Below are 20158 nucleotides of genomic sequence, written 5' to 3'. Positions count from 1 at the left end.
GGTCAACCGCGCGGAACGAAGCGGCCTGGGCGCTGGGCGAAGCAGCGCGGGGCGGGGCCGACGGAGCGCGTCAGGCGCCGGGCAGCAGGCCCGTGCGCGCGGCCGCGGTGCGCAGGGCCGCCAGCTGCGGCGGGGTGGCCCGCAGCCCCCGGGTGATCACCGCGTCGTCGATGTCGGACCACTCGATCTCGGCCCACAGACCGCCACCCAGGTCGTCGACGTCGGGCTGCACGCGCAGCAGACCGGCGCTGAGCAGTGCGAACATGCCCGGACCCTCGTCGATCACCAGCTGCAGAGCCGGCTCGAGGTCGGGGTCGCCGCACGCCGTGCGGATGAGGGCGACCTCGAGCTCGTCGGCGGTCCAGACACCGAGCAGCGACGGCCTCACCGGCGACTCGCCGAGCACGCGACGATCATCCGCAGACCCTACGAGCGCCCCCGTCCGCGCGCGAGCGCAGCCGCCACCGCGTCGGCGAACAGCTCGGGCAGCTCGGTGCCGGCCGCCCGGGCCATCGTGGGGATGACGCTCTGCCGGGCGAACGAGTTGTACAGCCCGGCCTCCAGGAACCACGGCACGCCGTCGGGGTCGACCCGGAAGTCGAACAGCGAGTAGTCCCGGCACCCCAGCGCCGTGTGGCAGGCCAGCGCGGACTCGTGGACCGGTGCCGTCACCGGGTCCGCCGGGTCCACGGTCCACACGGTGGGGGTGTCCTTGGCCATCAGGCCCAGGGTGCCGTCGTCGGCCCGCACGATCTTGTCCTCCGCCGTCCGGACCGGGTGGTCGACCGACAGGCCGTACTCCTCCAGCGGCAGCGCGACCAGCGCGCCGTCCCGGACGACGACCCCGCAGCGCACCTCGCGGCCCAGCGGCACGAACTCCTCGACCAGCACCCCGCCCTGCCCCCGGACCCCGCCCCTCGCGTGCGTCGACTCCGCCCACGCGGCGGCCAGCGCAGCGGGCAGGTCGGCGGCGTCGGTGACGAGCGTGATGCCGTGGGAGTTGTCGGCGTCCACCGGCTTGACGACCAACGGCGGGGCGAGCGTCGGGCGCTCGCCCGGCGCGAGCACCTCACCGGCCGGCACCCGCACCCCGGCGACGGCGACCACCGCGCGGGCCCGGGCCTTGTGCGCGCCCAGCGCCATGACGTCGGCGGTGTTGCCGACGAACGGGATGCCCAGGACGTCGAGCAGCGCGCGGTAGGAGGTCATGCCCGGGATGCAGAACATCTGCGGCAGCGCGACGTCGACGTCCAGGGCGGCGAGCCTCGTGAGCGCCTCCCCCAGCGGCACCGGCAGGGCGGCGTCCAGCTCCCCGAGCGACGCCGGGAACCGCCACGACCCGTCCGGGGAGACGTGGGCGACGACGTGCTCGTGCTCCCCGCCCACGTGGGCCAGGCAGTCGGCGGCGTAGAGCCGCGACAGGTCGTCCATGAACGCGCTGGTCGGCGAGCCGACCAGGTGCAGCACCCGGCTCATCAGTCCCCCGCCGGTTGCACGAGCTTGCCGATGTTGAAGTCGATGCGGTTCCAGGCGCCCCGGGTCCGCAGGTTCGCCAGCAGCAGCAGCGGGATCTGCACGTGGTGCAGCACCAGGTAGGGCAGCGGGTCGGCCCGGTCGAACACGGCGTCCGTGCCCTCGCGGACCACCCGCCAGCGTTCCCGCGCCGTGCCCGGCCGGCTGAGCGCGCGCCACAGCTCGTGGTACAGCCAGTAGGTCGGCCGGCTGGTGGGCAGCGGCTCCAGCGGGGTGTCCCGGGCGTGCAGGTAGGCGTCGGCCAACCCGGGGTGGGCCGGGTGGTCGTGGAACATGGTGATGGCCGAGTGCGTGCGCGGGTTGCACTCGATGGCGAACGGGGTCCCGTCGTCGTCGACCAGGAAGTCGAACGAGACCTGGCCGGAGAGCCCCAGCTCGCGCACGAACGTGGTCACCCACTCGCGCACCCGCGGCCGCTCGACCTGGGCGTAGTTGACCTGGAACGCCGACGACGGGCAGCAGCACCAGACGGTGACGACGCCGTCGCGGGCCGTGGAGTGCGTGCAGATCTCCTCGCCGGTGACGAACTCCTGCAGGATCCACGGGTTCGCGGGGCTGATCGGCTTGCCGGCCAGGAACGCCTCGGTGGCCGCGCGGGTGGGCAGCGGCAGGTGCGTCAGGTCGAGGCGGTGCACCGGGTCGTAGGCGATCGACTTGAGCACGTAGGGACGGGTGGCGCCGGTGAAGTCGTGGTCGAGCACCTGCTGGGGGTCGGTGACCAGGTGGGTGTCGGGCACGGGGAGACCCAGCGAGGCGGCCAGCTGGGTGAACCGGTGCTTGTCGTCGAGGGTGCGCACCATCTCCGGCTCCAGGCTCAGCACCTCGCAGTGCCCGGCGAGCACGTCGGCGGCCGCGGCGTCGAACTCCGACGCCACCGGCGAGCAGACCGGCACGTAGAGGTCGACACCCTCGGCCCGCACGACGTCGAGCAGGGCCTGGGCGTACCCGGGGTCGCGGGGGTCGGGCGCCACGTGGAACGCGTCGACCGCCCGGGAGAACCGGTGCCCGGTGAACCGGTAGGTGGCCTTCTCCACCAGGACGACGCGGTGCCCGGCCGCGTGGAACGAGCGGGCCAGCTGCAGCGCCTTGGTCATCTTGCCGCCGCTGATGAGCACGGTGCGGGGTGCCGCGGCCGGCGTCGGACGACGGCGTCGCGTGGTGGCCAGCGCGACGACGGTGACCGCGAGGTCGACCGGCAGGGTCGCGGCCAGCCCGGCCAGCACGGCCACCGACCGCCACGGCGTGGGCCGCGGACCGGGGACGACGTCGGTGCGCTGCCGACGCGACCGCCCACGGACGGCGGAGCCGGCGGTCAGCGGGGCACCCCGTCGGTGGCGTGCGGGCCGTGGTCGCGCACCATGCCGCGGTGCATCACCCGGTCGCCGACCACCACCGAGTGGTCACCCCGGTGCAGCACGCACGCGTTGTCCCACATCACGACGTCGCCGGGCGTCCAGGCGTGGGCCAGGCTGTTCTCCTCCGTGGTCGAGTGCGCGTAGAGCTCGGCGACCAGCTCGGCCGACGCGGCGTCGTCCAGCCCGCTGACCGAGGCGCACCGCTTCGGGGTGGTCAGGAACAGGGCCGGCCGCTCGGTGAGCGGGTGCGGCCGGACGACCGGGTGCTGGGCCTCGGTCTCGTCGTCCGGGCTGAGCAGGGCGGGGTCGATGCCGGTGACCACGTGGCGGATGCGGCGGTCGCGCACCCGGTCGGCCAGCTCGGCGGGCAGGGTCGCGAGCGCCCAGTACTGGTCGGTGAACACCGTCTCGCCGCCCTGCGAGGGGATCTCCACCGCCCGCAGCGCCGTGTAGGCCGGTGGGGTCGACAGGTACGAGCTGTCGACGTGGAAGGTGCTGCGCGGCGGCTCGGCGCGACCCACGTTGCTGATCACGTTGAGGTCGGGGAACCCGTCGACCGGGGTCTCGCCCGCGGTGAAGGTGAGCGGGCCGAACGACTGCAGGAAACCGAGGAAGGCGGTGTCGTCGACGTGCTGGTCGCGCAGCACCACGACGCCGTGCTCGGCCAGCGCGGCCCGCAGGCCCTCCACGAGGTCCGGCGGCAGCGGACCGACGTCGACCCCGGACACCACCGCGCCGAGCGGTTCGAGCGGCTGGATCTGCATCAGTGCGACCTCTTCAGAGTCGATCACGGACCCCAGGTCGTCGCGGACCGGCGTGGCGCGCACGCAGCTCCGTGATCATCGGGGAGGGGGTGGGGTGGGGGTGCGGCGGACCAGGGTGATGCCGTCGCGCAGCGGGACGAGCACCTGCTCGACCCGCGCGTCGGCGGTCAGGCGGGCGTTGAACGCGGCGATCGCCTCGCCGTTGGGGGTGCGCTCTCCGGCCCAGGGCTGGCCCTGCATCAGGGTGTTGTCCACCGCGACCAGGGCGCCCTCGGCGAGCAGACCGGTGTCGAGCAGGGCGTCGAGGTAGCCGGTGTACCCGGCCTTGTCGGCGTCCACGAAGACCAGGTCGAACACCCGCCCCTCGGCGGCCAGCCCGGCCAGGGTGTCGGCCGCCGGGCCCACCCGGACGTCGATCGGCGCGCCGGCCGGGAAGCACCCCTGCGCGAAGGCGGCCACCTCGGGGTCGAGCTCGCAGGCCACCAGCTCGCCGTCCGCGGGCAGCGCCTCGGCCATCGCCAGCGCGCCGTAGCCGGTGAACATGCCGATCTCGAGCACCCGGCGGGCCCGGGTCAGGTGCACCAGGAAGGCCAGGAAGCGGCCCTCGACGTGGCCGCTGAGCATCTCGGCCTCCAGCGTCCCCGACCAGGGCGCGGTGCGGGTGCGCTCGGCCAGCGCCGCCAGCGCCGGGGACTCCGGCGAGGTGTGCTCCTCCAGGTAGGGCTGGAACCCGACCGCCAGGTCCCGGACGGCGGCCAGCTCCGCGGCGACGTCCGGGGGCAGGTCGGCCCGGGCGCAGACCGCGTCCAGCCGCGCCGCCAGGATGCCCAGCGGCGTGACCGGACGCAGTCCGACGTCCGACGTCACGGGGCCGACACGACCTCGCTGACGACGGGGCTGGTGCGCGGCACCATGAAGGCGTCGACGCCCTCGCCGCCGCGCGGCAGCCCCGCGGCGACCTCGCGGTGCAGGTCGAGCGTGCGCACCAGCTCGTCGTCGGAGACGTCGTTCATGAACGTGCACTCGCCGATCGGCTTGGGCGCGGCGGCCCGCAGCAGTCCGTCCCGGGTCTGCAGGATCGACCTCGTGGAGTCGCGCAGCAGGTCGGCGGTGAGGTACGGGCTGTCGACCGTGAGGCCCAGCCGGCTCATCAGCGCGAGGATGCGGTCGCGGTCGTCGGTGGTGATGTACCCCCGCTCGGCGGCCAGGGTCGCCGAGTAGGCCATGTCCACCGAGATCGCGTGCCCGTGGAAGTAGGGGATCTCCGGGGTGAGCTCGAGCGTGGGGCTCCAGGTGTGGCCGTAGGCGATCACCCGGTCGAGGTCGAGCTCGGCCAGGTTGGGCACCTCGAGCTGCAGCATGGTCTCGATGGCCTCGTCGGTGACCTGGTCGGCCACCTTGCGGATCTCGGGGGTGCCGTCGAGGTGGCCGAAGCGGGTGCGCAGCAGCTCCTCGCCGTGCTCGTCGAGCAGGTCGAACACGGTGCGGTTGGCGACCACGGCGATCTTGATCAGCTCGGCCATGCCGTTGCGCACCTGGTCCTCGGCGAGCGAGGCCAGGAACGAGAAGTCCAGGAACACGGTCGAGGACGCGTGGTAGGCGCCCAGCCGGTTCTTCGCCTTGCCGTGGTTGACCGCCACCTTGATCGAGACGCTGGCGTCGATGAGCCCGATCAGCGTGGTGGGGATGCGGATGTAGGGGGTCGACCGCTTGTAGGCCGCGCAGGCGAACCCGGCGACGTCGGTGACCAGCCCGCCGCCGACCACCAGCGGGGCCTCGGTGCGCAGCAGGCCGTAGGCGCCGAAGGCGTCGACCAGCCGCTCGAGGGTGGACATCGTCTTGTCGGTCTCGGCGATGGCCACCGGGATGACGGTGAGCTCGACGCCGGCCGCGGCGAAGTAGGCCTCCATGGCCTCGCGGTGCAGGGCGAGCACGTTCTCGTCGACGACGGCCAGGCAGCGCCCGGCCTCGCGGTAGCAGTCGGCGAGCTGGGGGTTGTGCGGGGCGAACACGCCGTCGACCGGCACCAGGCGGTACTCGGTGCGGTGCACGGCCTCGACGGCGAAGCCGCCGTCGGTGCGGGTGACGCTGGAGCTGACCGTGGTCATCGCCGTCCCCCTCAGCCCTGGAGCCCGGCGGGCAGGTCGGAGGTGGCGAGCTGGTCGACCACCCGGGCCGAGCCGAAGTCGTGCCCGGCGGTGTTCGTGTTCGGGAACGCCAGCACCTCGACGCCGGCGGCCTGCGCGGCCTGCACGCCGCCGACGTTGTCCTCGACGGCGACCGCGTCGCCGGCCTGCTCACCGAGGGTGCGCAGCGCGTACTCGTAGGACGCCGGGTCGGGCTTGGGCTCGCCGACCTGCTCGCTGTCGACCAGCAGGTCGAAGTCGGCGGGCTCGAGGCCCTCGGTGGCCTGCAGGACGGCGGCGACGTTGGCCGGCGACGTGGTGGTGACCAGGGCGACCTTGCCGCCGGCCTGCTTGGCGCTGCGCAGGGCGTCGAGCACCCCCGGGCGCGCGCTGAGGCCCCCGGCGAGGGCCTTCTGCTGGAACAGCTCGGACTTGGTGGCGTGGACGGCGGCGGCGTCGACGTCCTGCCCGCGCTCGCTCGCGTAGGCGGCGATGCGGTCGGCACCGCCGTTGCTGCGGAGCAGGTCGCGGTACTCCTCGGCCTCCCACCGCCAGTCGAGACCGTGGTGGGCGAACGCCTCGTTGAAGGCCTCGCGCTGGAGCTCGGAGGTGTCGGCGATCGTGCTGATGGACCCGAAGAGGAGAGCGGACACGCAGTGACCTCGCTTCTGGGGCCGCGGCGCGCTGCTGGCCACGGCGGTGCGAGGACTCTAACTCCGTAAGCAACCTTTACGCAGGCTGGGGCGGTGAACACCGGCCGAACAGGCCATTTCCTGACCACAGTCCACCACCCCGGCCCCCCTCGCGCGCGCCGAGCACCCGCCGGTGGGACCGCTCGCCGGAGGTGGCCCGACGTCCATGACGGTCGCCGGCCGGTTCATCCGCCGGCCACCGTCGGCGATGTCCGGCCACCCCCGGTGCCCTCGCCGCCCGGCGGCCACCGGCGCACCATCGTGGGGTGGACGTCGGGGCGGTCGTGCGCCGGCACCGCGACCCCCTGCTCGCCGTGGCGCACCTGCTCGAGCCCGCCGGGCGGACCGCCGAGGACCGCGTCGACCGGGCCCTCGCCCACCTCTCCCCCGCCGCCGACCACGGCACCGCCGTGCGTGCACTGCTGAGCACCCGGCTGGCCCGAGGTGGGCTGGCCGACCAGGACGGGGACCCGTGGTGGCTCTCGCCCGCCGACCTCGCCGCGGCCGACCGCACCGCTGCCGCCCTGGCCGAGCTGGACGCCGACGCCCGGGCGGCACTGGTGCTCGACCACGAAGGTCTGCCCGCCGACCCGGTGGCGTTGGCCCGGGCGCGGATCGGGGCGCCCGAGGCAGACCTCGGCGCCCTCGCCGCGGTCCGCCGACCCCCGGTGCTCGACCACGACGCCGCAGTGGCCCGGGTGCGGACCCTCCGCGCGTGGCGCTGGCGACGGCCGGCCGCGGTGGTGGCCGCGGTGGCCGTGCTCGTGGCGCTGGCCGTGGTCTCCCTGCGGACCCCGAACGCACCCGCCCCGGCTGCCGGGCGCTTGGACGCACCGACCCGGGGGTCCCTGGCCGCCGACACCGCGTTCGTCGAGGCGGCGCGCGCAGCCGACTGGGACGACGACGACGCCCCCGCCGTGCCCGACCGGCACGTGCTCCTCGCCGGGGACCTGCTGGACCGGCGCTGGGTCCTCGTCACCGGTCCGACCGACCGGGGCACCGAGGGCCAGTGGTCCACCGCCCCGCAGGGCGCCCCCGCCGCGGACCTCGTCCCCGCGGGACGACCGGTGGTCCTGCGCCCGGACGTCCCGCCCGCGCTCCTGCTGGACACCGCACTGGTCGTCATGGCCGGCCCGGGCGAGGGGGTCGAGGTGTCCAGCGGGTTGGTCGTCGGCCCCTCGGGCGGGGTGCAGCGGGTGTACCGGACCCTCGATGCGCGCGACGGCGTCACCGCCATGTCGCTGGCCGCCCCCGACCCCGGGCTGGCCGCCCTGCGGGTGCGGGTCGTGCGGGTCGGGGAGTTCTCGGGCCGGACTCTCGCCGACGTCCCGGTGACCACCGCGGGGTCGGCCGACGCGCAGGCCCGGGCACCGGCCCTGACGCCGCTGCGGGGGTCGACCCCCGACCTCGGCGACCGGCAGGCCGCCGTCGACGACGCCCTGGCCGCGGTCGCCGTCCCCACCGGGCTGGACCCGCGGACCCTCGCACCCGTGCTGCTGTGGGCCGGGCAGCTGCCGGCTCCGGTCGGCGGGCCGGTCGACGCGGTGGTGCTGGCCGTCCCGCTGCCCGGGGGCGCGGTGGTGGTGAGCACCGCCTGGGCCGACCGGCGTCCCGACGGCTCCCTCCGGACGGGCGGGTGCGGCTCGCGGGCGTTCCCCGCCGGCACCGGCCCGGCCGACCTCGCCTCCGCGGCCCGCTGCGTGGTGGCCGACCGCGGCACCGGCACCGCCCGGGTCACCGTCGTCGTGACGGGCCCGGGCGGCAGCGCCCTGGTCCCCGACGACACCCGCACGCTGGGGCAGGTCGATGGCGTCCCGGTCACCGCCGCGGGCCCGGACGACCTCTTCGCCGACTGATCCGGCGCCGGACATCCGGCCACCCCGGTCCCTAGGGCTGGTACACGACCTGGGCAGCGATCTGCAGCACCTGCTCCCGTATCAGCAGGTCGGGAGCCTGGAAGAAGGCCAGCACGCCGTCCGGGAGGAGGTACTGCAGGTTCCAGGTCCAGCCACCGCGGCAGCGGGGTCGGGCAGCGGCACGTGGGCGTAGGCCGCGGCCAGCCGGGCGCCCAACCGCTCGGCCCGTGCCGAGCTGCGCCCGATGTCGGCGAGGCACCGGCGTGCGATGCCCAAGAGCCAGGGCCGCACCTCGTCGGGGTCGCCTGGGGTGTCCGACCGCCGGCGCCACGCGACCGTGAAGGTCTCGGCCACCGCGTCCAGGGCGTCCTCACGGCCGGCTCGTCGTGATCGTTACAGGTCCCGGGCCGGGGTGGCCGCACATCTCGCACGGTCGCCGATCGCTCCATCAGCCGGCCACCGTCAGGGATGTCCGGCCACCCCCACCCCGCCGTCCGGCTGGCCGAGTCCACCCCAGGGATGAGGGCGGTCCGCCCTGGGGTGCAGCACAGGGTCCCGACAGTCGGGACCCAGCTCCGACGCGGGCGGACCCCGCCCACCGCGAGGCTGGGTGCGGTCCGAGAACCCCGTCCGAGGAGTTGCCATGTCCGTACCCGTGATGACCGTCCCCGGGGAGGCGCCGCCGACCACGGCCGCCGTCCGCGCCGCCGACCTGCGCAAGACCTACGGCACGGGCGAGACCGCCGTGCACGCCCTCGCCGGGGTCGACGTCGCCTTCGACCGCGGCCGCTTCACCGCGATCATGGGCCCGTCGGGCTCGGGCAAGTCGACGCTGATGCACTGCCTCGCCGGCCTGGACACCGCCACCACCGGGCAGGTCTGGCTGGGTGACACCGAGCTCACCCGGCTGCGCGACGACCAGCTGACGAAGCTGCGCCGCGAGCGGATCGGGTTCGTCTTCCAGGCGTTCAACCTGCTGCCGGTGCTCACGGCCGCCGAGAACATGACCCTGCCCCTGCAGCTGGCCGGCCAGCGCCCCGACCGGGCCTGGATGGACGACGTCGTGGCCCGGCTCGGGCTGCGCGACCGGCTGGGCCACCGGCCCCACGAGCTCTCCGGCGGCCAGCAGCAGCGCGTCGCCGTGGCCCGCGCCCTCCTCCCCCGCCCCGACGTCGTGTTCGCCGACGAGCCGACCGGCAACCTGGACAGCCGCGCCGGCGCCGAGGTGCTGGGGCTGCTGCGCTCCAGCGTCCGCGAGACCGGCCAGACCGTCGTCATGGTCACGCACGACCCGGTCGCCGCCGCCTACGCCGACCGCGTGGTGCTGCTGGCCGACGGCCGGCTGGCCGGCGAGGTCCACCACCCGACCGCCGACGCCGTCATCGACGCACTGCGCGGCCTGGGCGGCTGACGGTGAACCACGTGCTCCTGGCCCAGGTGCGGGCCAACGCCGGCCGGCTGGTCGCCTCCATGACCGCGATCGTCATCGCCGTCGCGTTCGTCGTCGCCACCCTGGTGCTCAACCAGACCGCCAAGTCCACCGTGCTCGACGCCGTCGGCGCCGAGTACACCGGCACCGACTACGTGCTGTCCTCCACCGACGGCGAGCCCCTGGCCGGCCTGGCCGACGCCGTCGCCGCCGTCCCCGGCGTCACCGCCGTCGCCCCGCAGTGGGACACCTCGTTGCAGACCGTCCTGCCCGGTGCGACCGGCGCCCGCTACGTGTCGATCGGCGCCGTGGCCGAGGCGCCCGCGCTCCGCTGGCAGCAGCTGACCGCCGGCACCTTCCCGACCGGACCCGGCCAGATCGCGCTGTCCACGGGCTCGGACGTCGCGGTGGGCGACGTCCTGCCGTTCACCACCTACGACGCCGCGGGCACCGAGATCACCGGCGACCTGACCGTCACCGGCCTGGTCGACCTCTCGGGGTCGATCACCGGCGGGCTGTTCTCGCAGGGCTTCGTCACCCCCGACCAGGCCGAGCAGTGGGGCGCGACCTCCACCGAGCTGCTGATCGCCGGCGACCCGGACCCGACCGCCCTCCAGATGGCGTACGAGACCCGCATGACCCGGTTGACCACCGGCACCGAGCGGGCCGAGGAGGAGGCCGCCGCCCTCACCGGGGGTTCCGACGCCCTGACCGTCGTCCTGCTGGTCTTCGCCACCGTCGCCGTCCTGGTCGCCGGGCTGGTCATCGCCAACACCTTCGCCGTCCTGCTGGCCCAGCGGACCCGCGAGCTCGCGCTGCTGCGCTGCGTCGGCGCCACGTCCGCCCAGCTCCGGCGCAGCGTGCTCGGGGAGGCCGCGCTCACCGGGCTGGCGGCCTCGGTGCTCGGCGTGCTCGGCGGCATCGGGTTGGCCGCCGGGGTCTCCGCGCTGGCCGCCAGCCTGGACTCGCCCATCCCGCTCTCGGGGGTCTCGGTGCCCTGGGTCGCCGTCGCCGCCGGCGTCGTCGTCGGCCTGGTGACCACGGTGGTCGCCGCGCTGGCCCCGGCCCGGGCGGCCACCCGGGTCGCCCCGCTCGCCGCGCTGCGGCCCACCGACCCCGCGCCGCTGCGCTCGCGACCGGGTGTGGTGCGCCTCGTCGTCGGGCTGCTCATGTTCGGCCCCGGTGTCGCGCTGCTGCTGTGGGGGGCCTCGGCCGGGGAGGTGCTCGCGGCGCTGCCCGGTGGCGCGCTGAGCTTCCTGGGCGCGGTGCTGCTCGCCCAGCGCGCCGTCCCCCCGGTGGTCGCCGCCGCCGGCCGGTTGCTCGGTCGGGTGGGCGGTGTGCCCGGCCGCCTGGCGGCCGGCAACGCCACCCGCAACCCGCGCCGGACGGCGGCCACCGCGACCGCCCTGGTCATCGGCGTGACGCTGACGACGGCCATGGTGGTCGGCGCCGCATCCACCCGGGCCACCGCCGCCGCCGGCCTGGACGCCGCCTACCCCACCGACGTCGTCGTGCAGGAGGCGAACGCGGGGCTGCCGGCCTCGCTGCTGGCCCAGCTGGAAGCCGTCGACGGCGTGCAGCAGGGTGTCGAGATCACGGCCGGTCAGGTGACCTTCCCCGGCGGTGAGGCGTGGCAGGCCGAGGGCTACGACGTCCCCGCCACCCTGCCGGTGCTGCGCTCGGCCACCGACCAGCCGCTGCCCGCCCTGGGCGAGGTCGTGCTGCCGCCGTTCCTGGCCGACCAGTTCGGCCTGGCCGCCGGGGACCGGGTGGAGCTGACCGCCGGCGACCGGGCACTGACGCTGACCGCCGTGCTGGGCAGTGACGACGTCGACACCCCACGGCTGACCGGCGTCGAGCTGACCGCCCTGGACCCCGAGGCCGTCGTCGGCTCCATCTGGTTGCGGCTGGCCGACACCGCCGAACCCACCACCGTCGTCGAGGAGATCACCGAGGTCGCCGGCACCGCCGTCCCGACGGCGTACGTCAGCGGCATCGCCAGCGAGCGGGCCGCCCTGGACGACGTGGTGGACACCCTGCTGCTCGTGGTGACCGGCCTGCTGGGCGTCGCCGTCCTCATCGCGCTGATCGGGGTGGGCAACACGTTGGCCCTGTCGGTGGTCGAGCGGCGCCAGGAGAGCGGCCTGCTGCGGGCGCTGGGCCTGACCCGCGGGCAGCTGCGCGGGCTGCTGGCCTGGGAGGCGGTGCTGGTCGCCGGGGTGGCCGCGGTCATCGGGGTGCTGCTCGGCGGCGGCTACGGCCTGGTGGGGGCCGCGTCGGTGCTCGGTTCGCTGTCGGCCGACGGCACCGTGGTGTCGATCCCGTGGCTGCAGGTGGGCGCCATCGTGGTCGTCGCCACGGCAGCCGGACTGCTGGCCAGCGTGCTGCCCGCCCGCCGGGCCGCCCGCACACCCCCGGTGGCCGCCATCGCGGGGTGACCCCACCCCGGCCCCCGGCCCCGGCCCCGGCCGCGGCCCCGGCCCTGCCCCGGCCGCGCCCCCCGGCCCCGGCCCGGCCCCGGCCCGGCCCCGGCCCCGGCCCCGGCATGGGAGCCCATGCACCCGGAGACGAGCCCCGTCACCGGGTGCATGGGCTCCCATGCCCCCCGGGGGGTGACGGACGGCGGACGGGCTACCCGGCCGGACGGCGGCGGACGGCGCGGTCGGCCAGCTCGGCCCCGGCGCCCTCGTACAGCTGCAGCCCGAGGTCGGCCCCCTCGGCGAGCACCTCGGCCAGGTCGTCGTCGAACTGGGTGACCGCAGCGACGGTGCCGGTGAACCCGTGGGCGCGCAGCCGGGTGAGCGTGGCCAGGTTGTTGTCGTGGGCGGGCATGGCCAGCAGCACGAGCTCGACGCGGTGCAGCTCGAGCTCCCCCCACAGCCGCGGGTCGGTGGCGTCGCCCTCGATGAGGTGCACGCCCTCGGCCCGCAACGCCGCCACCCGGTCGGCGTCGGCCTCGATGCCGATGGTCGGCAGGCCGTACTCCTCGGTCAGCCGACGGTGCGCCGCCGACCCCACCCGCCCCATGCCCAGGACGACGGCCTGCGCGTCGCCGAGGTCCAGCGGGCGGTCGTCGGGGTGCAGCCGGTCGTCGGGCCGGTCGGGCAGCCAGCGCCGCAGCACGTCCACCAGGCGGTCGGGCCGGTCGCCGACCAGCGAGGGCAGCACGAAGGACGCCGCCACCGCCGCGGCCAGCGGCGCCGCCCAGCCGGGGTCGAGCAGGTCTTCGGGCAGGGCCACGACCACGATCAGCCCGAACTCGGAGAAGTTGGTGAGCACCGTCGCGGTGAACACGGCGGTGCGCCGCCGCAGCCGGGCCAGGTAGAACAGGACGACGAACGCGAACGCCTGCACCGGGAGCAGCAGCAGGAGCGCCGCGGCGATGAGCAGCTCCCCGCCCGTGGGCAGCCCGGCCAGGCCGATCGAGACGAAGAACCCGACGAGCAGCAGGTCCTTGATGCTGAACAGCGACTTGGCCAGCTCGGCCGAGCGCGGGTGCCCGGCCAGCAGCATGCCCAGCAGGAGCGCCCCCAGGTCGCCCTTCACGTCCAGGGCGGAGAAGAGCGCGTAGCCGGGCACCAGGGCCAGCACGATGCCGTAGAGCGGCAACAGCTCGTCGTGGCCCAGCCGGCCCAGCAGCCGCCGCAGCAGCGGGGCGGCGGGGACCAGCAGCACGAGCAGGACGGCCCAGGGGCTGGGCACCGTGCCCTCGGCGACGGCGAGGAAGACCACGGCGAGCAGGTCCTGGACGACGAGGACGCCGATCGCCAGCCGGCCGGTGAGCGTCTGGGTCGCCCCGCGCTCCTCGAGCACCTTGACCACGAAGACGGTGCTGGAGAACGAGAGCGCGAACCCGATGAGCAGCCAGGCCCGGGGCCCGCCGTCGACGGCCAGCCCCACCCCGAGGACGGCGAGCAGACTCAGCAGCCCGGCGGTGACCGCCGTGCTGATGAGCGCGTGCAGGCTGGAGGTCAGCCAGACCTCCTTGCGCACCAGGGAGCGGAGGTCGATCTTCAGGCCGACGCCGAACAGCAGGATGGTGACGCCGAGGTCGGCGACGGTGCCGAGCTCCGGTGGGGCCTGCACGCCGAGGGGGTGGAGCACGAACCCGGCGGCCAGGAAGCCCAGCAGCGGGGGGAGCCGCAGCAGGCCGGCGGCCACCCCGCCGAGCAGGACGGCCAGCAGGATGGCCGAGACGTCGTCCACGGGTGCCCTCTCGCTCGCGGGTGGTGGGGGTGATCATCGCCCACCGCGGGCCGCGGTCAGGGGAGCGCCGCGCGGACCGGAGCGTGACCGCGTCGGGACGGGGAGCCATGAACCTGCTGGTCAGAGGTGCGCGGAGCGGCCACCTGTGGTCCCATGGTGGGGGTGTCCGCGACGGGGGGTCACAGACAATGGGTGCGCACGACGACGCCGACCGGCAGCCCTGGCTCGACCCCGACGCCGACGTCTACGGCCGGCATGCCGACACCAACCCCCTGCCGCTGATCACCCCGGCCACCGAGATCCCGCCCGCGCCGCCGGTGCGCGTCGTGCGCCGCCCGCGGACCCGCCGCCTGCGCCGGCGCGCGGCCCCGGTCGCCGCCGTCGGCCTGGGTGCGGTCGCCGTCGGCGGGTTGACCCTGCTGGCCGCCGCCTCGCCGGCCCAGCGGGACGACGCCGCCGGCCAGGCACCCAGCTCGGTGGCCGCACCGACGACGAGCCCCGCCCCCACCACGCTGTCCCTCGACGTCTCGACGGCGACCGCCATGACGACCACCCCGACGACGGCCCCCACGACGGCCCCGGCCACGACCGCCGAGCCCCCGCGGCCCGGCGCGGTCGACCCCGCGACGCCCCTGCCGACGGGCAGCGCCGTGCCCGTCACCCGACCACCGGGCACCGGCGCGCCCGGCGTCGTCCCCGGCACGTCGACCGCCCGCACCGCCGGACCGACCCCCGTGGACGCCGGCAGCCCCGCCCCGCCGCCGACCACCGCCCCGGCCACCTCACAGCCGTCGAGCTCACAGCCGTCGACTTCCTCGCCGTCGACCTCCCCGCCGTCCACGAGACCGACCACCACCACCGAGCCCACCGCCCCGGCCAGCTCGGCACCGACCACCACCGGGTACACCAGCACACCGCCCACCAGCACACCGCCGCCCGCCGATCCGGCCGGCGAGCCGCCTGCGGCCTCCACCACCGACGACGCAGCACCGGCGACCTCCGCGCCCCGGACCACCACGGACGGGGCGCCCGCCGGGTCGACCAGCACCGCGGCCGAGGGCTGACCCGGGCGGCGTCCGGCCACTCCGGGGATGCTGGAGGGGTGCCGTCCCTGCGCTCCGCCGTCCTGACCGCCGTCCTCGCCGTCCCCGCCGCCGCGCTGGCCCGCGCCGCCTGGGGGGTACCCGTCGCCATGGGCGCCGGCCGCCGAGCCCTGCAGCCCCTGGTCGCGGGGTCCGAGCACTTCTCCGAGGGCCGCTTCCGCAACACCGTGCCCACCACCTCGATCGCCCCCGGCAGCCGCGGCGAGCTGCTGCGCGAGGCGCGCAAGGGCCGCAAGGCCGGTGTGCCGTCGCGGGCGGTGCCCCTGGTGCGACCCGAGCTGCCCGCCGCGGCCGCCGAGCTGGCGGTCACCTGGTTCGGCCACGCCAGCGCGCTGCTGGAGGTCGACGGCCACCGCGTGCTCGTCGACCCGGTGTGGGGCGAGCGCGTCTCACCCTCGGCCGTCGTCGGCCCCAAGCGGTTGCACCCCGTACCCGGCCCGCTGGAGGAGCTCCCGCAGGTCGACGCGGTGCTCATCAGCCACGACCACTACGACCACCTCGACCTGCCCACCGTGCGGCGGCTGGTGCGCGAGCAGACCGCGCCCTTCGTCGTGCCGCTCGGCATCGGCGCCCACCTGCGCGGCTGGGGCGTCCCGGCCGACCGGGTCGTCGAGCTCGACTGGGACGGCGTGCACCGGATCGGCGAGCTGACCCTGGTCTGCGCCGAGGCCCGGCACTTCTCCGGCCGGGGCCTGACCCGCGACGACACGCTGTGGTCGTCGTGGGTGGTCGCCGGCCCCCGGCACCGGGTGTTCTTCGGCGGCGACACCGGCTACCACCCGGCCTTCGCCGCGATCGGCGCCCAGCACGGCCCGTTCGACCTCACCCTGCTGCCGGTCGGCGCCTACAACGCGCAGTGGGCGGCCATCCACATGAACCCGGAGGAGGCGGTGCGGGCGCACGGCGACCTCGGTGGCCACGTGTTCCTGCCGATCCACTGGGCCACCTTCAACCTGGCGTTCCACGCCTGGGCCGAGCCGGTCGAGCGGCTGCTGACCGCGGCCGGCGACGTCCCGGTCGTCGTCCCCCGGCCCGGCGAGCGGGTCGACCTCACCGCCGGCGTCCCGGCGACGCCGGACTGGTGGTCGGCCGTCGCCTGACCGGGGCGTCCGGGCGCGGGTCCCCACCCGCGTCCGGACGGTTGGCCGCGCCCTCCTCGGGGCATCCCGCAGCGACGATCCGGGGCCGACGTGGTCCCGGCGACGCCCACCTGGAGGTCGCACGATGGCCGACGACACCCGAGGCACCACGCCCCCCGCCACCGGTTCGAGCGCGGCCCCGCTGGACCCCGCCGCGGGCCGGCACGACCCCGACCGCCTCGACCGGACCCACCACGACCACGACCGCGACCGGGTCGACGACCACGGCCGACAGGACACCGTCGTCGCCCCGCCGGTCACCCACGACCCCGGCTACGACCCCGACCACGACCACGGCTACGACCACGACCGCCACCGCACGCAGCAGGTGCCCGCGGCCGCGCCGGTCGCGCACCCGGTCGACCGCGACGGGGACGGCATCGACGACCGCACCGGGGCGGCCGTCCCCGCGACCGCCAAGGAGATGGCCGCCGTCCAGCGCGCCCGCTACGGCGGCCTGCACATGGGGTCGGCGTTCTTCGGCTGGATGAGCGCCGTCGGCATCGCGGTCATCCTGCTGGCGGTGCTGTCCGCCGCAGGCCTGGCCTTCGGTCTCTACTCCACCCTCGGCAGCGCCCAGGACGCCGCCGACCAGGCGAACACGGGCATCGGTCTGGGCGCGGCCATCGCGCTGCTCGTGGTGCTGTTCATCGCCTACCTCGCCGGCGGCTACGTGGCCGGGCGGATGGCCCGGTTCAACGGCACCAAGCAGGGGCTGGGCGTGTGGCTGTGGGGGGTCATCGTCACCGTGCTGGCCGCCCTCGCCGGGCTGGTGCTGGGCACGCAGTACAACGTGTTCGACCAGCTCAACCTGCCGGCGCTGCCCGTGGAGTCGGGCACCGCCACCACGGCCGGGTTCATCGCCCTCGGGGCGGTGCTCGTCGTGACGCTGCTGGGCGCGATGCTCGGCGGCAAGCTCGGCTCGCGCTACCACCGCAAGGTCGACCGCGCCGGCTTCGAGGCCGTCGCGCTCTGACGCCCCCGGCATGGGAGCCCATGCACCCGCCCCCGGACCCCGGAGGTGGGTGCGTGGGCTCCCATGCCTGGAGCCTCGGGTTGCGGGTTGCGGGTTGCGCGGGCGCCGGGGCGTGACTCGGGCGCGCGGCGCCGCGCGGTCAGCGGAGAAGCTTGGACATCCGGCGGTCGGCCAGGGGCTTGCCGCCGGTCTGGCAGGTGGGGCAGTACTGCAGCGAGGTGTCGGCGAACGACACCTCCCGGACCGTGTCGCCGCACACCGGGCAGGGCAGGCCGGTGCGGGCGTGCACCCGCAGGTTGGCCCGCTTCTCGCCCTTGAGCTTCGCGGCCTGCTGCCCCACCTGTCGCTCCAGGGCATCGGTGAGCGTCGTCCGCACGGCGTCGTAGAGCCGCAGGGTCTCGTCGTCGGTGAGCTTGTCGGCGCCCTTGAACGGCGACAGCTTGGCCACGTGCAGGATCTCGTCGGAGTAGGCGTTGCCGATGCCCGACACCAGCGTCTGGTCGGTCAGGGCGCCCTTGAGCTGGCCCTTGCGGCCCCGCATGAGCGACGCGAAGGCCTCGGCGTCGACGGCCAGCGCGTCGGGGCCCAGCCGGGCGATGCCCGGCACCTCCGAGGACGGCGACCGGACGACGTACACCGCCAAGCCCTTGCGGGTGCCCTGCTCGGTGAGGTCGAAGCCGGCGCCGTCGTCGAGGTGCACCCGCACGGCCAGCGGCCCCTTGCCCGGCTTGGGCGGCGCGGTGGGCAGCTCGGCCCGCCAGTGCAGCCAGCCCGCCCGGGCCAGGTGGACGACGAGGTGGATGCCCGACACGTCGAGGTCGAGGAACTTGCCGGTGCGCGAGGCTCCGGTGACCTCCAGCCCGGCCAGCGACGACAGCGGCGGGTCGAACGTCTTCAGCGTCTGGATCCCGGCCAGGTCCACCCGCGTGACGACCTTGCCCACCGCGTTCTCCCGCAGGAACGCGGCCAGGGCCTCCACCTCGGGCAGTTCCGGCATGGGTTCATCGTGACCCGCGCCGGCGAGTGCCACCACCCACCGCCCTCGATGGGGTCAGCGGGCGGCGGCGATCCCGGTCAGGTCGTCCAGCACGAGGTCGGCACCCGACGGGCCCAGGCCGAGGAACCAGCGGGCGTCGTCCACCTCGTGCACGTCACCGGAGGCGACGGCCGGCAGGGAGCTCCACAGCCCGCCGGTCTGCAGCGAGGCCGCCTCGCCGCTGCCCTCGTCGGTGAAGCCCGGTGACCAGAAGACGACGTCGGCGGTGACCTGGTCGAGGGTCTCGGGTCCCAGCTCGACGCGGTTCTCGGTGGTGTCCAGCGCCGCCGGCCAGGTGAACCCGACGTCCTCCAGCACGCTGCCGATGAACGACCCCCGGGCGTAGGCGCGGATCTGCCCGCCGCCCATGAACCGCAGCACCGACACCTCGGTGGTCGCCGGGTCCCCCCAGGCCGCCGCGATCTCGCCCACCCGCTGCTCGTAGTCGGCCAGGATCCGCCCGGCCTCGTCGGTCATGCCCATCGCCTCGGCCGACAGCCGGAAGTTCCCCTGCCAGACCGCGCCCAGGTCGGCCGACATCACGGTGGGGGCCAGCCCGGACAGCTGCTCGTACAGCGCAGCGTGCCGGACGGCGTTGGTGAGGATCAGGTCCGGCTGCAGGGCGGCGACGGCCTCGAGGTCGGGCTCGGTGATGCTGCCCACCACCGCCACGTCGTCGGCGTCGAAGCCGTGCGCGCCGGCCAGCTCCTCGAGCAGCCCCTCGGTCTCGACCGTGCCGACCGGGACGACGCCCAGCGAGGCGACCGCGTCGAGCTCCCCGGAGTCCAGCACGACCACACGCTCGGGGGTGCCGGTGACCTCGGTGGTGCCCAGCGCGTGCACCACCGAGCGGGTCTGCGCGGTCGCCGCGCCGGGGGACTCCCCGACCTCCGTCCCGCACGCGGTCAGCCCGAGGGCGAGGACGACGGCAGGGACGACGGCGGGAACGACGGCAGGGACGCGAGCGGGCAGCGCGCAGCGACGGAGCACGAAGGACCTCCTCTGGATTAGGTGAGCCTAACCTTAACCACCCACCTTGATCGCCCGGACGTCCCGACTAGTTGACGAGCCTGACTAGTGGTCGCTACGGTCTACTCGTGGACGGCGACATCCCGACCGAGTGGCTGCGGGCGGTGCTGCCCCTGGCCGTGCTCGCCGCGGTCGCCGAGCACGAGACCTACGGCTACGCGGTGGCCCAGCGGCTGCAGGCCGGCGGCTTGGGCACGGTGAAGGGCGGCACGCTCTACCCGGTGCTCAACCGGCTGGAGGCCGACGGGCTGCTCACGTCCTCCTGGCGCGAGGGGGTCGGTGGTCCCGGCCGCAAGTTCTTCGCCGTCACCCCGGCGGGCCGCGAGCACCTGGCCCGCCGCAGCGCCGCCTGGCACACCTTCACCGAGCAGGCGCACGGCCTGCTCCCCGACCCGAGGAGCACCCGATGACCGGCCCCGCCACCACCGACTACCAGCAGCGCCTCGTGGCCGCCCTGCGGCTGCGCCGGGTCCCGGCCGAGCGCATCGGCGAGGTCGTCGCCGAGGTCGACAGCCACGTCGCCGAGACCGGCGAGGACCCCGCCGAGGTGTTCGGCACGCCCCGGGCCTACGCCGCGTCGCTCACCCACGAGCACCGGCGCGACAGCCGGGCGGGCACTGCCCTCGAACTGGTCAGCGGCGCCCTGGCCGGCTGGTTCCTGGCGGTGGGCGCGGTCGACCTGTTCGAGGGCGGCAGCCACCTCGGCCTGCCGTGGTGGGGGTCCGTGCTGGTCGGGCTGCTGCTCGGGGTGCCCGGTGGGCGGCGCGTCGCGGCCCGGGCGCGGCAGGTGCGCGACCCCCGCGACGGCCGGGCCCTGACCCCCACCGCGCGGACCGCCGTCCTCACCGTGGTCGGCGTCCTGCTCCTGTTCGCCGCGCTGGTCGCCGGGCTGGCCGTCGCCCTCACCTGAGGTC

General features: G+C 75.6%; 18 protein-coding genes. 8 read left to right on the top strand and 10 right to left on the bottom strand.

Annotation, left to right across the window (positions count from 1 at the left end; all coding sequences use genetic code 11):
* Positions 1-70: 70 nt before the first annotated feature.
* From TEK04_RS14540 to TEK04_RS14510, 7 genes are all read right to left on the bottom strand, one after another.
* A complete protein-coding gene (locus TEK04_RS14540) occupies positions 71-388 on the bottom strand; it encodes a hypothetical protein (RefSeq protein WP_336405068.1) in 318 nt (105 codons plus the stop codon).
* Between the two features lie 38 nt (positions 389-426).
* A complete protein-coding gene (locus TEK04_RS14535) occupies positions 427-1476 on the bottom strand; it encodes a D-alanine--D-alanine ligase family protein (RefSeq protein ID WP_336405067.1) in 1050 nt (349 codons plus the stop codon).
* On the bottom strand, positions 1476-2762 hold the full coding sequence (locus TEK04_RS14530) for an ATP-grasp domain-containing protein (protein ID WP_336405066.1): 1287 nt from the start codon (positions 2760-2762) through the stop codon (positions 1476-1478). Before TEK04_RS14530 ends, TEK04_RS14535 begins: the two co-directional genes overlap by 1 nt.
* Positions 2763-2845: 83 nt before the next feature.
* A complete protein-coding gene (locus tag TEK04_RS14525; protein WP_336405065.1) occupies positions 2846-3652 on the bottom strand; it encodes a TauD/TfdA dioxygenase family protein in 807 nt (268 codons plus the stop codon).
* A 75-nt stretch (positions 3653-3727) separates the two neighbouring features.
* Positions 3728-4519, bottom strand: a complete 792-nt coding sequence (locus TEK04_RS14520; RefSeq protein ID WP_336405064.1) for an O-methyltransferase — start codon at positions 4517-4519, stop codon at positions 3728-3730.
* Positions 4516-5760 (bottom strand): sedoheptulose 7-phosphate cyclase, encoded by a 1245-nt coding sequence (locus TEK04_RS14515; protein WP_336405063.1) that lies wholly within the window; start codon positions 5758-5760, stop codon positions 4516-4518. Before TEK04_RS14515 ends, TEK04_RS14520 begins: the two co-directional genes overlap by 4 nt.
* Before the next feature lie 11 nt (positions 5761-5771).
* A complete protein-coding gene (locus TEK04_RS14510; protein ID WP_336405062.1) occupies positions 5772-6431 on the bottom strand; it encodes an HAD-IA family hydrolase in 660 nt (219 codons plus the stop codon).
* A 305-nt stretch (positions 6432-6736) separates the two neighbouring features.
* Here TEK04_RS14510 and TEK04_RS14505 point away from each other — a divergent pair, with 305 nt between their 5' ends.
* The 3 genes from TEK04_RS14505 to TEK04_RS14495 all read left to right on the top strand — a co-directional run bounded on the left by TEK04_RS14505 (position 6737) and on the right by TEK04_RS14495 (position 12193).
* Positions 6737-8326 (top strand): hypothetical protein, encoded by a 1590-nt coding sequence (locus TEK04_RS14505; protein WP_336405061.1) that lies wholly within the window; start codon positions 6737-6739, stop codon positions 8324-8326.
* A gap of 643 nt (positions 8327-8969) precedes the next feature.
* The gene (locus TEK04_RS14500; RefSeq protein WP_336405060.1) at positions 8970-9737 is read left to right on the top strand and encodes an ABC transporter ATP-binding protein; all 768 of its coding nucleotides are present in this window, start codon (positions 8970-8972) and stop codon (positions 9735-9737) included.
* A gap of 11 nt (positions 9738-9748) precedes the next feature.
* Positions 9749-12193: an FtsX-like permease family protein gene (locus TEK04_RS14495; RefSeq protein WP_336405059.1), complete on the top strand. Its 2445-nt coding sequence runs from the start codon at positions 9749-9751 to the stop codon at positions 12191-12193.
* A gap of 193 nt (positions 12194-12386) precedes the next feature.
* Here TEK04_RS14495 and TEK04_RS14490 read toward each other — a convergent pair whose 3' ends face one another.
* A complete protein-coding gene (locus TEK04_RS14490; RefSeq protein WP_336405058.1) occupies positions 12387-13961 on the bottom strand; it encodes a cation:proton antiporter domain-containing protein in 1575 nt (524 codons plus the stop codon).
* A gap of 188 nt (positions 13962-14149) precedes the next feature.
* Between TEK04_RS14490 and TEK04_RS14485 the strand changes: the two genes are divergently transcribed.
* The 3 genes from TEK04_RS14485 to TEK04_RS14475 all read left to right on the top strand — a co-directional run bounded on the left by TEK04_RS14485 (position 14150) and on the right by TEK04_RS14475 (position 17179).
* Positions 14150-15025, top strand: coding sequence for a hypothetical protein (locus tag TEK04_RS14485; protein ID WP_336405057.1), 876 nt, complete (start codon positions 14150-14152; stop codon positions 15023-15025).
* A gap of 38 nt (positions 15026-15063) precedes the next feature.
* Complete coding sequence (locus tag TEK04_RS14480) at positions 15064-16164, top strand: MBL fold metallo-hydrolase (RefSeq protein WP_336405056.1); 1101 nt, start codon at positions 15064-15066, stop codon at positions 16162-16164.
* 124 nt (positions 16165-16288) lie between these two features.
* On the top strand, positions 16289-17179 hold the full coding sequence (locus TEK04_RS14475; protein WP_336405055.1) for a YrzE family protein: 891 nt from the start codon (positions 16289-16291) through the stop codon (positions 17177-17179).
* A 139-nt stretch (positions 17180-17318) separates the two neighbouring features.
* On the opposite strand, the gene TEK04_RS14470 is transcribed toward TEK04_RS14475, so the two are convergent.
* Both TEK04_RS14470 and TEK04_RS14465 read right to left on the bottom strand, forming a co-directional pair.
* Positions 17319-18176 (bottom strand): Fpg/Nei family DNA glycosylase, encoded by an 858-nt coding sequence (locus TEK04_RS14470; protein WP_336405054.1) that lies wholly within the window; start codon positions 18174-18176, stop codon positions 17319-17321.
* A 54-nt stretch (positions 18177-18230) separates the two neighbouring features.
* Positions 18231-19205, bottom strand: coding sequence for an ABC transporter substrate-binding protein (locus TEK04_RS14465; protein ID WP_336405053.1), 975 nt, complete (start codon positions 19203-19205; stop codon positions 18231-18233).
* A gap of 107 nt (positions 19206-19312) precedes the next feature.
* Between TEK04_RS14465 and TEK04_RS14460 the strand changes: the two genes are divergently transcribed.
* Both TEK04_RS14460 and TEK04_RS14455 read left to right on the top strand, forming a co-directional pair.
* Positions 19313-19654 (top strand): PadR family transcriptional regulator, encoded by a 342-nt coding sequence (locus tag TEK04_RS14460; RefSeq protein WP_336405052.1) that lies wholly within the window; start codon positions 19313-19315, stop codon positions 19652-19654.
* Entirely contained in the window at positions 19651-20154 is a 504-nt protein-coding gene (locus TEK04_RS14455; protein WP_336405051.1) for an HAAS signaling domain-containing protein, read from the top strand. Before TEK04_RS14460 ends, TEK04_RS14455 begins: the two co-directional genes overlap by 4 nt.
* Positions 20155-20158: the final 4 nt, after the last annotated feature.

Source organism: Klenkia sesuvii (assembly GCF_037083825.1).
Lineage (GTDB): Bacteria > Actinomycetota > Actinomycetes > Mycobacteriales > Geodermatophilaceae > Klenkia > Klenkia sesuvii.
This window is presented reverse-complemented; position numbering and strand designations above follow the sequence as displayed.

What these genes read in the sequence shown, in the direction of transcription:
- TEK04_RS14475 (WP_336405055.1), top strand. Translation starts at nt 16,289, where the DNA reads ATGGCCGACGACACCCGAGGCACCACGCCCCCCGCCACCGGTTCGAGC.
- TEK04_RS14500 (WP_336405060.1), top strand. Translation starts at nt 8,970, where the DNA reads ATGTCCGTACCCGTGATGACCGTCCCCGGGGAGGCGCCGCCGACCACG.
- TEK04_RS14485 (WP_336405057.1), top strand. Translation starts at nt 14,150, where the DNA reads ATGGGTGCGCACGACGACGCCGACCGGCAGCCCTGGCTCGACCCCGAC.
- TEK04_RS14455 (WP_336405051.1), top strand. Translation starts at nt 19,651, where the DNA reads ATGACCGGCCCCGCCACCACCGACTACCAGCAGCGCCTCGTGGCCGCC.
- TEK04_RS14525 (WP_336405065.1), bottom strand. Translation starts at nt 3,652, where the DNA reads ATGCAGATCCAGCCGCTCGAACCGCTCGGCGCGGTGGTGTCCGGGGTC.
- TEK04_RS14470 (WP_336405054.1), bottom strand. Translation starts at nt 18,176, where the DNA reads ATGCCGGAACTGCCCGAGGTGGAGGCCCTGGCCGCGTTCCTGCGGGAG.
- TEK04_RS14515 (WP_336405063.1), bottom strand. Translation starts at nt 5,760, where the DNA reads ATGACCACGGTCAGCTCCAGCGTCACCCGCACCGACGGCGGCTTCGCC.
- TEK04_RS14535 (WP_336405067.1), bottom strand. Translation starts at nt 1,476, where the DNA reads ATGAGCCGGGTGCTGCACCTGGTCGGCTCGCCGACCAGCGCGTTCATG.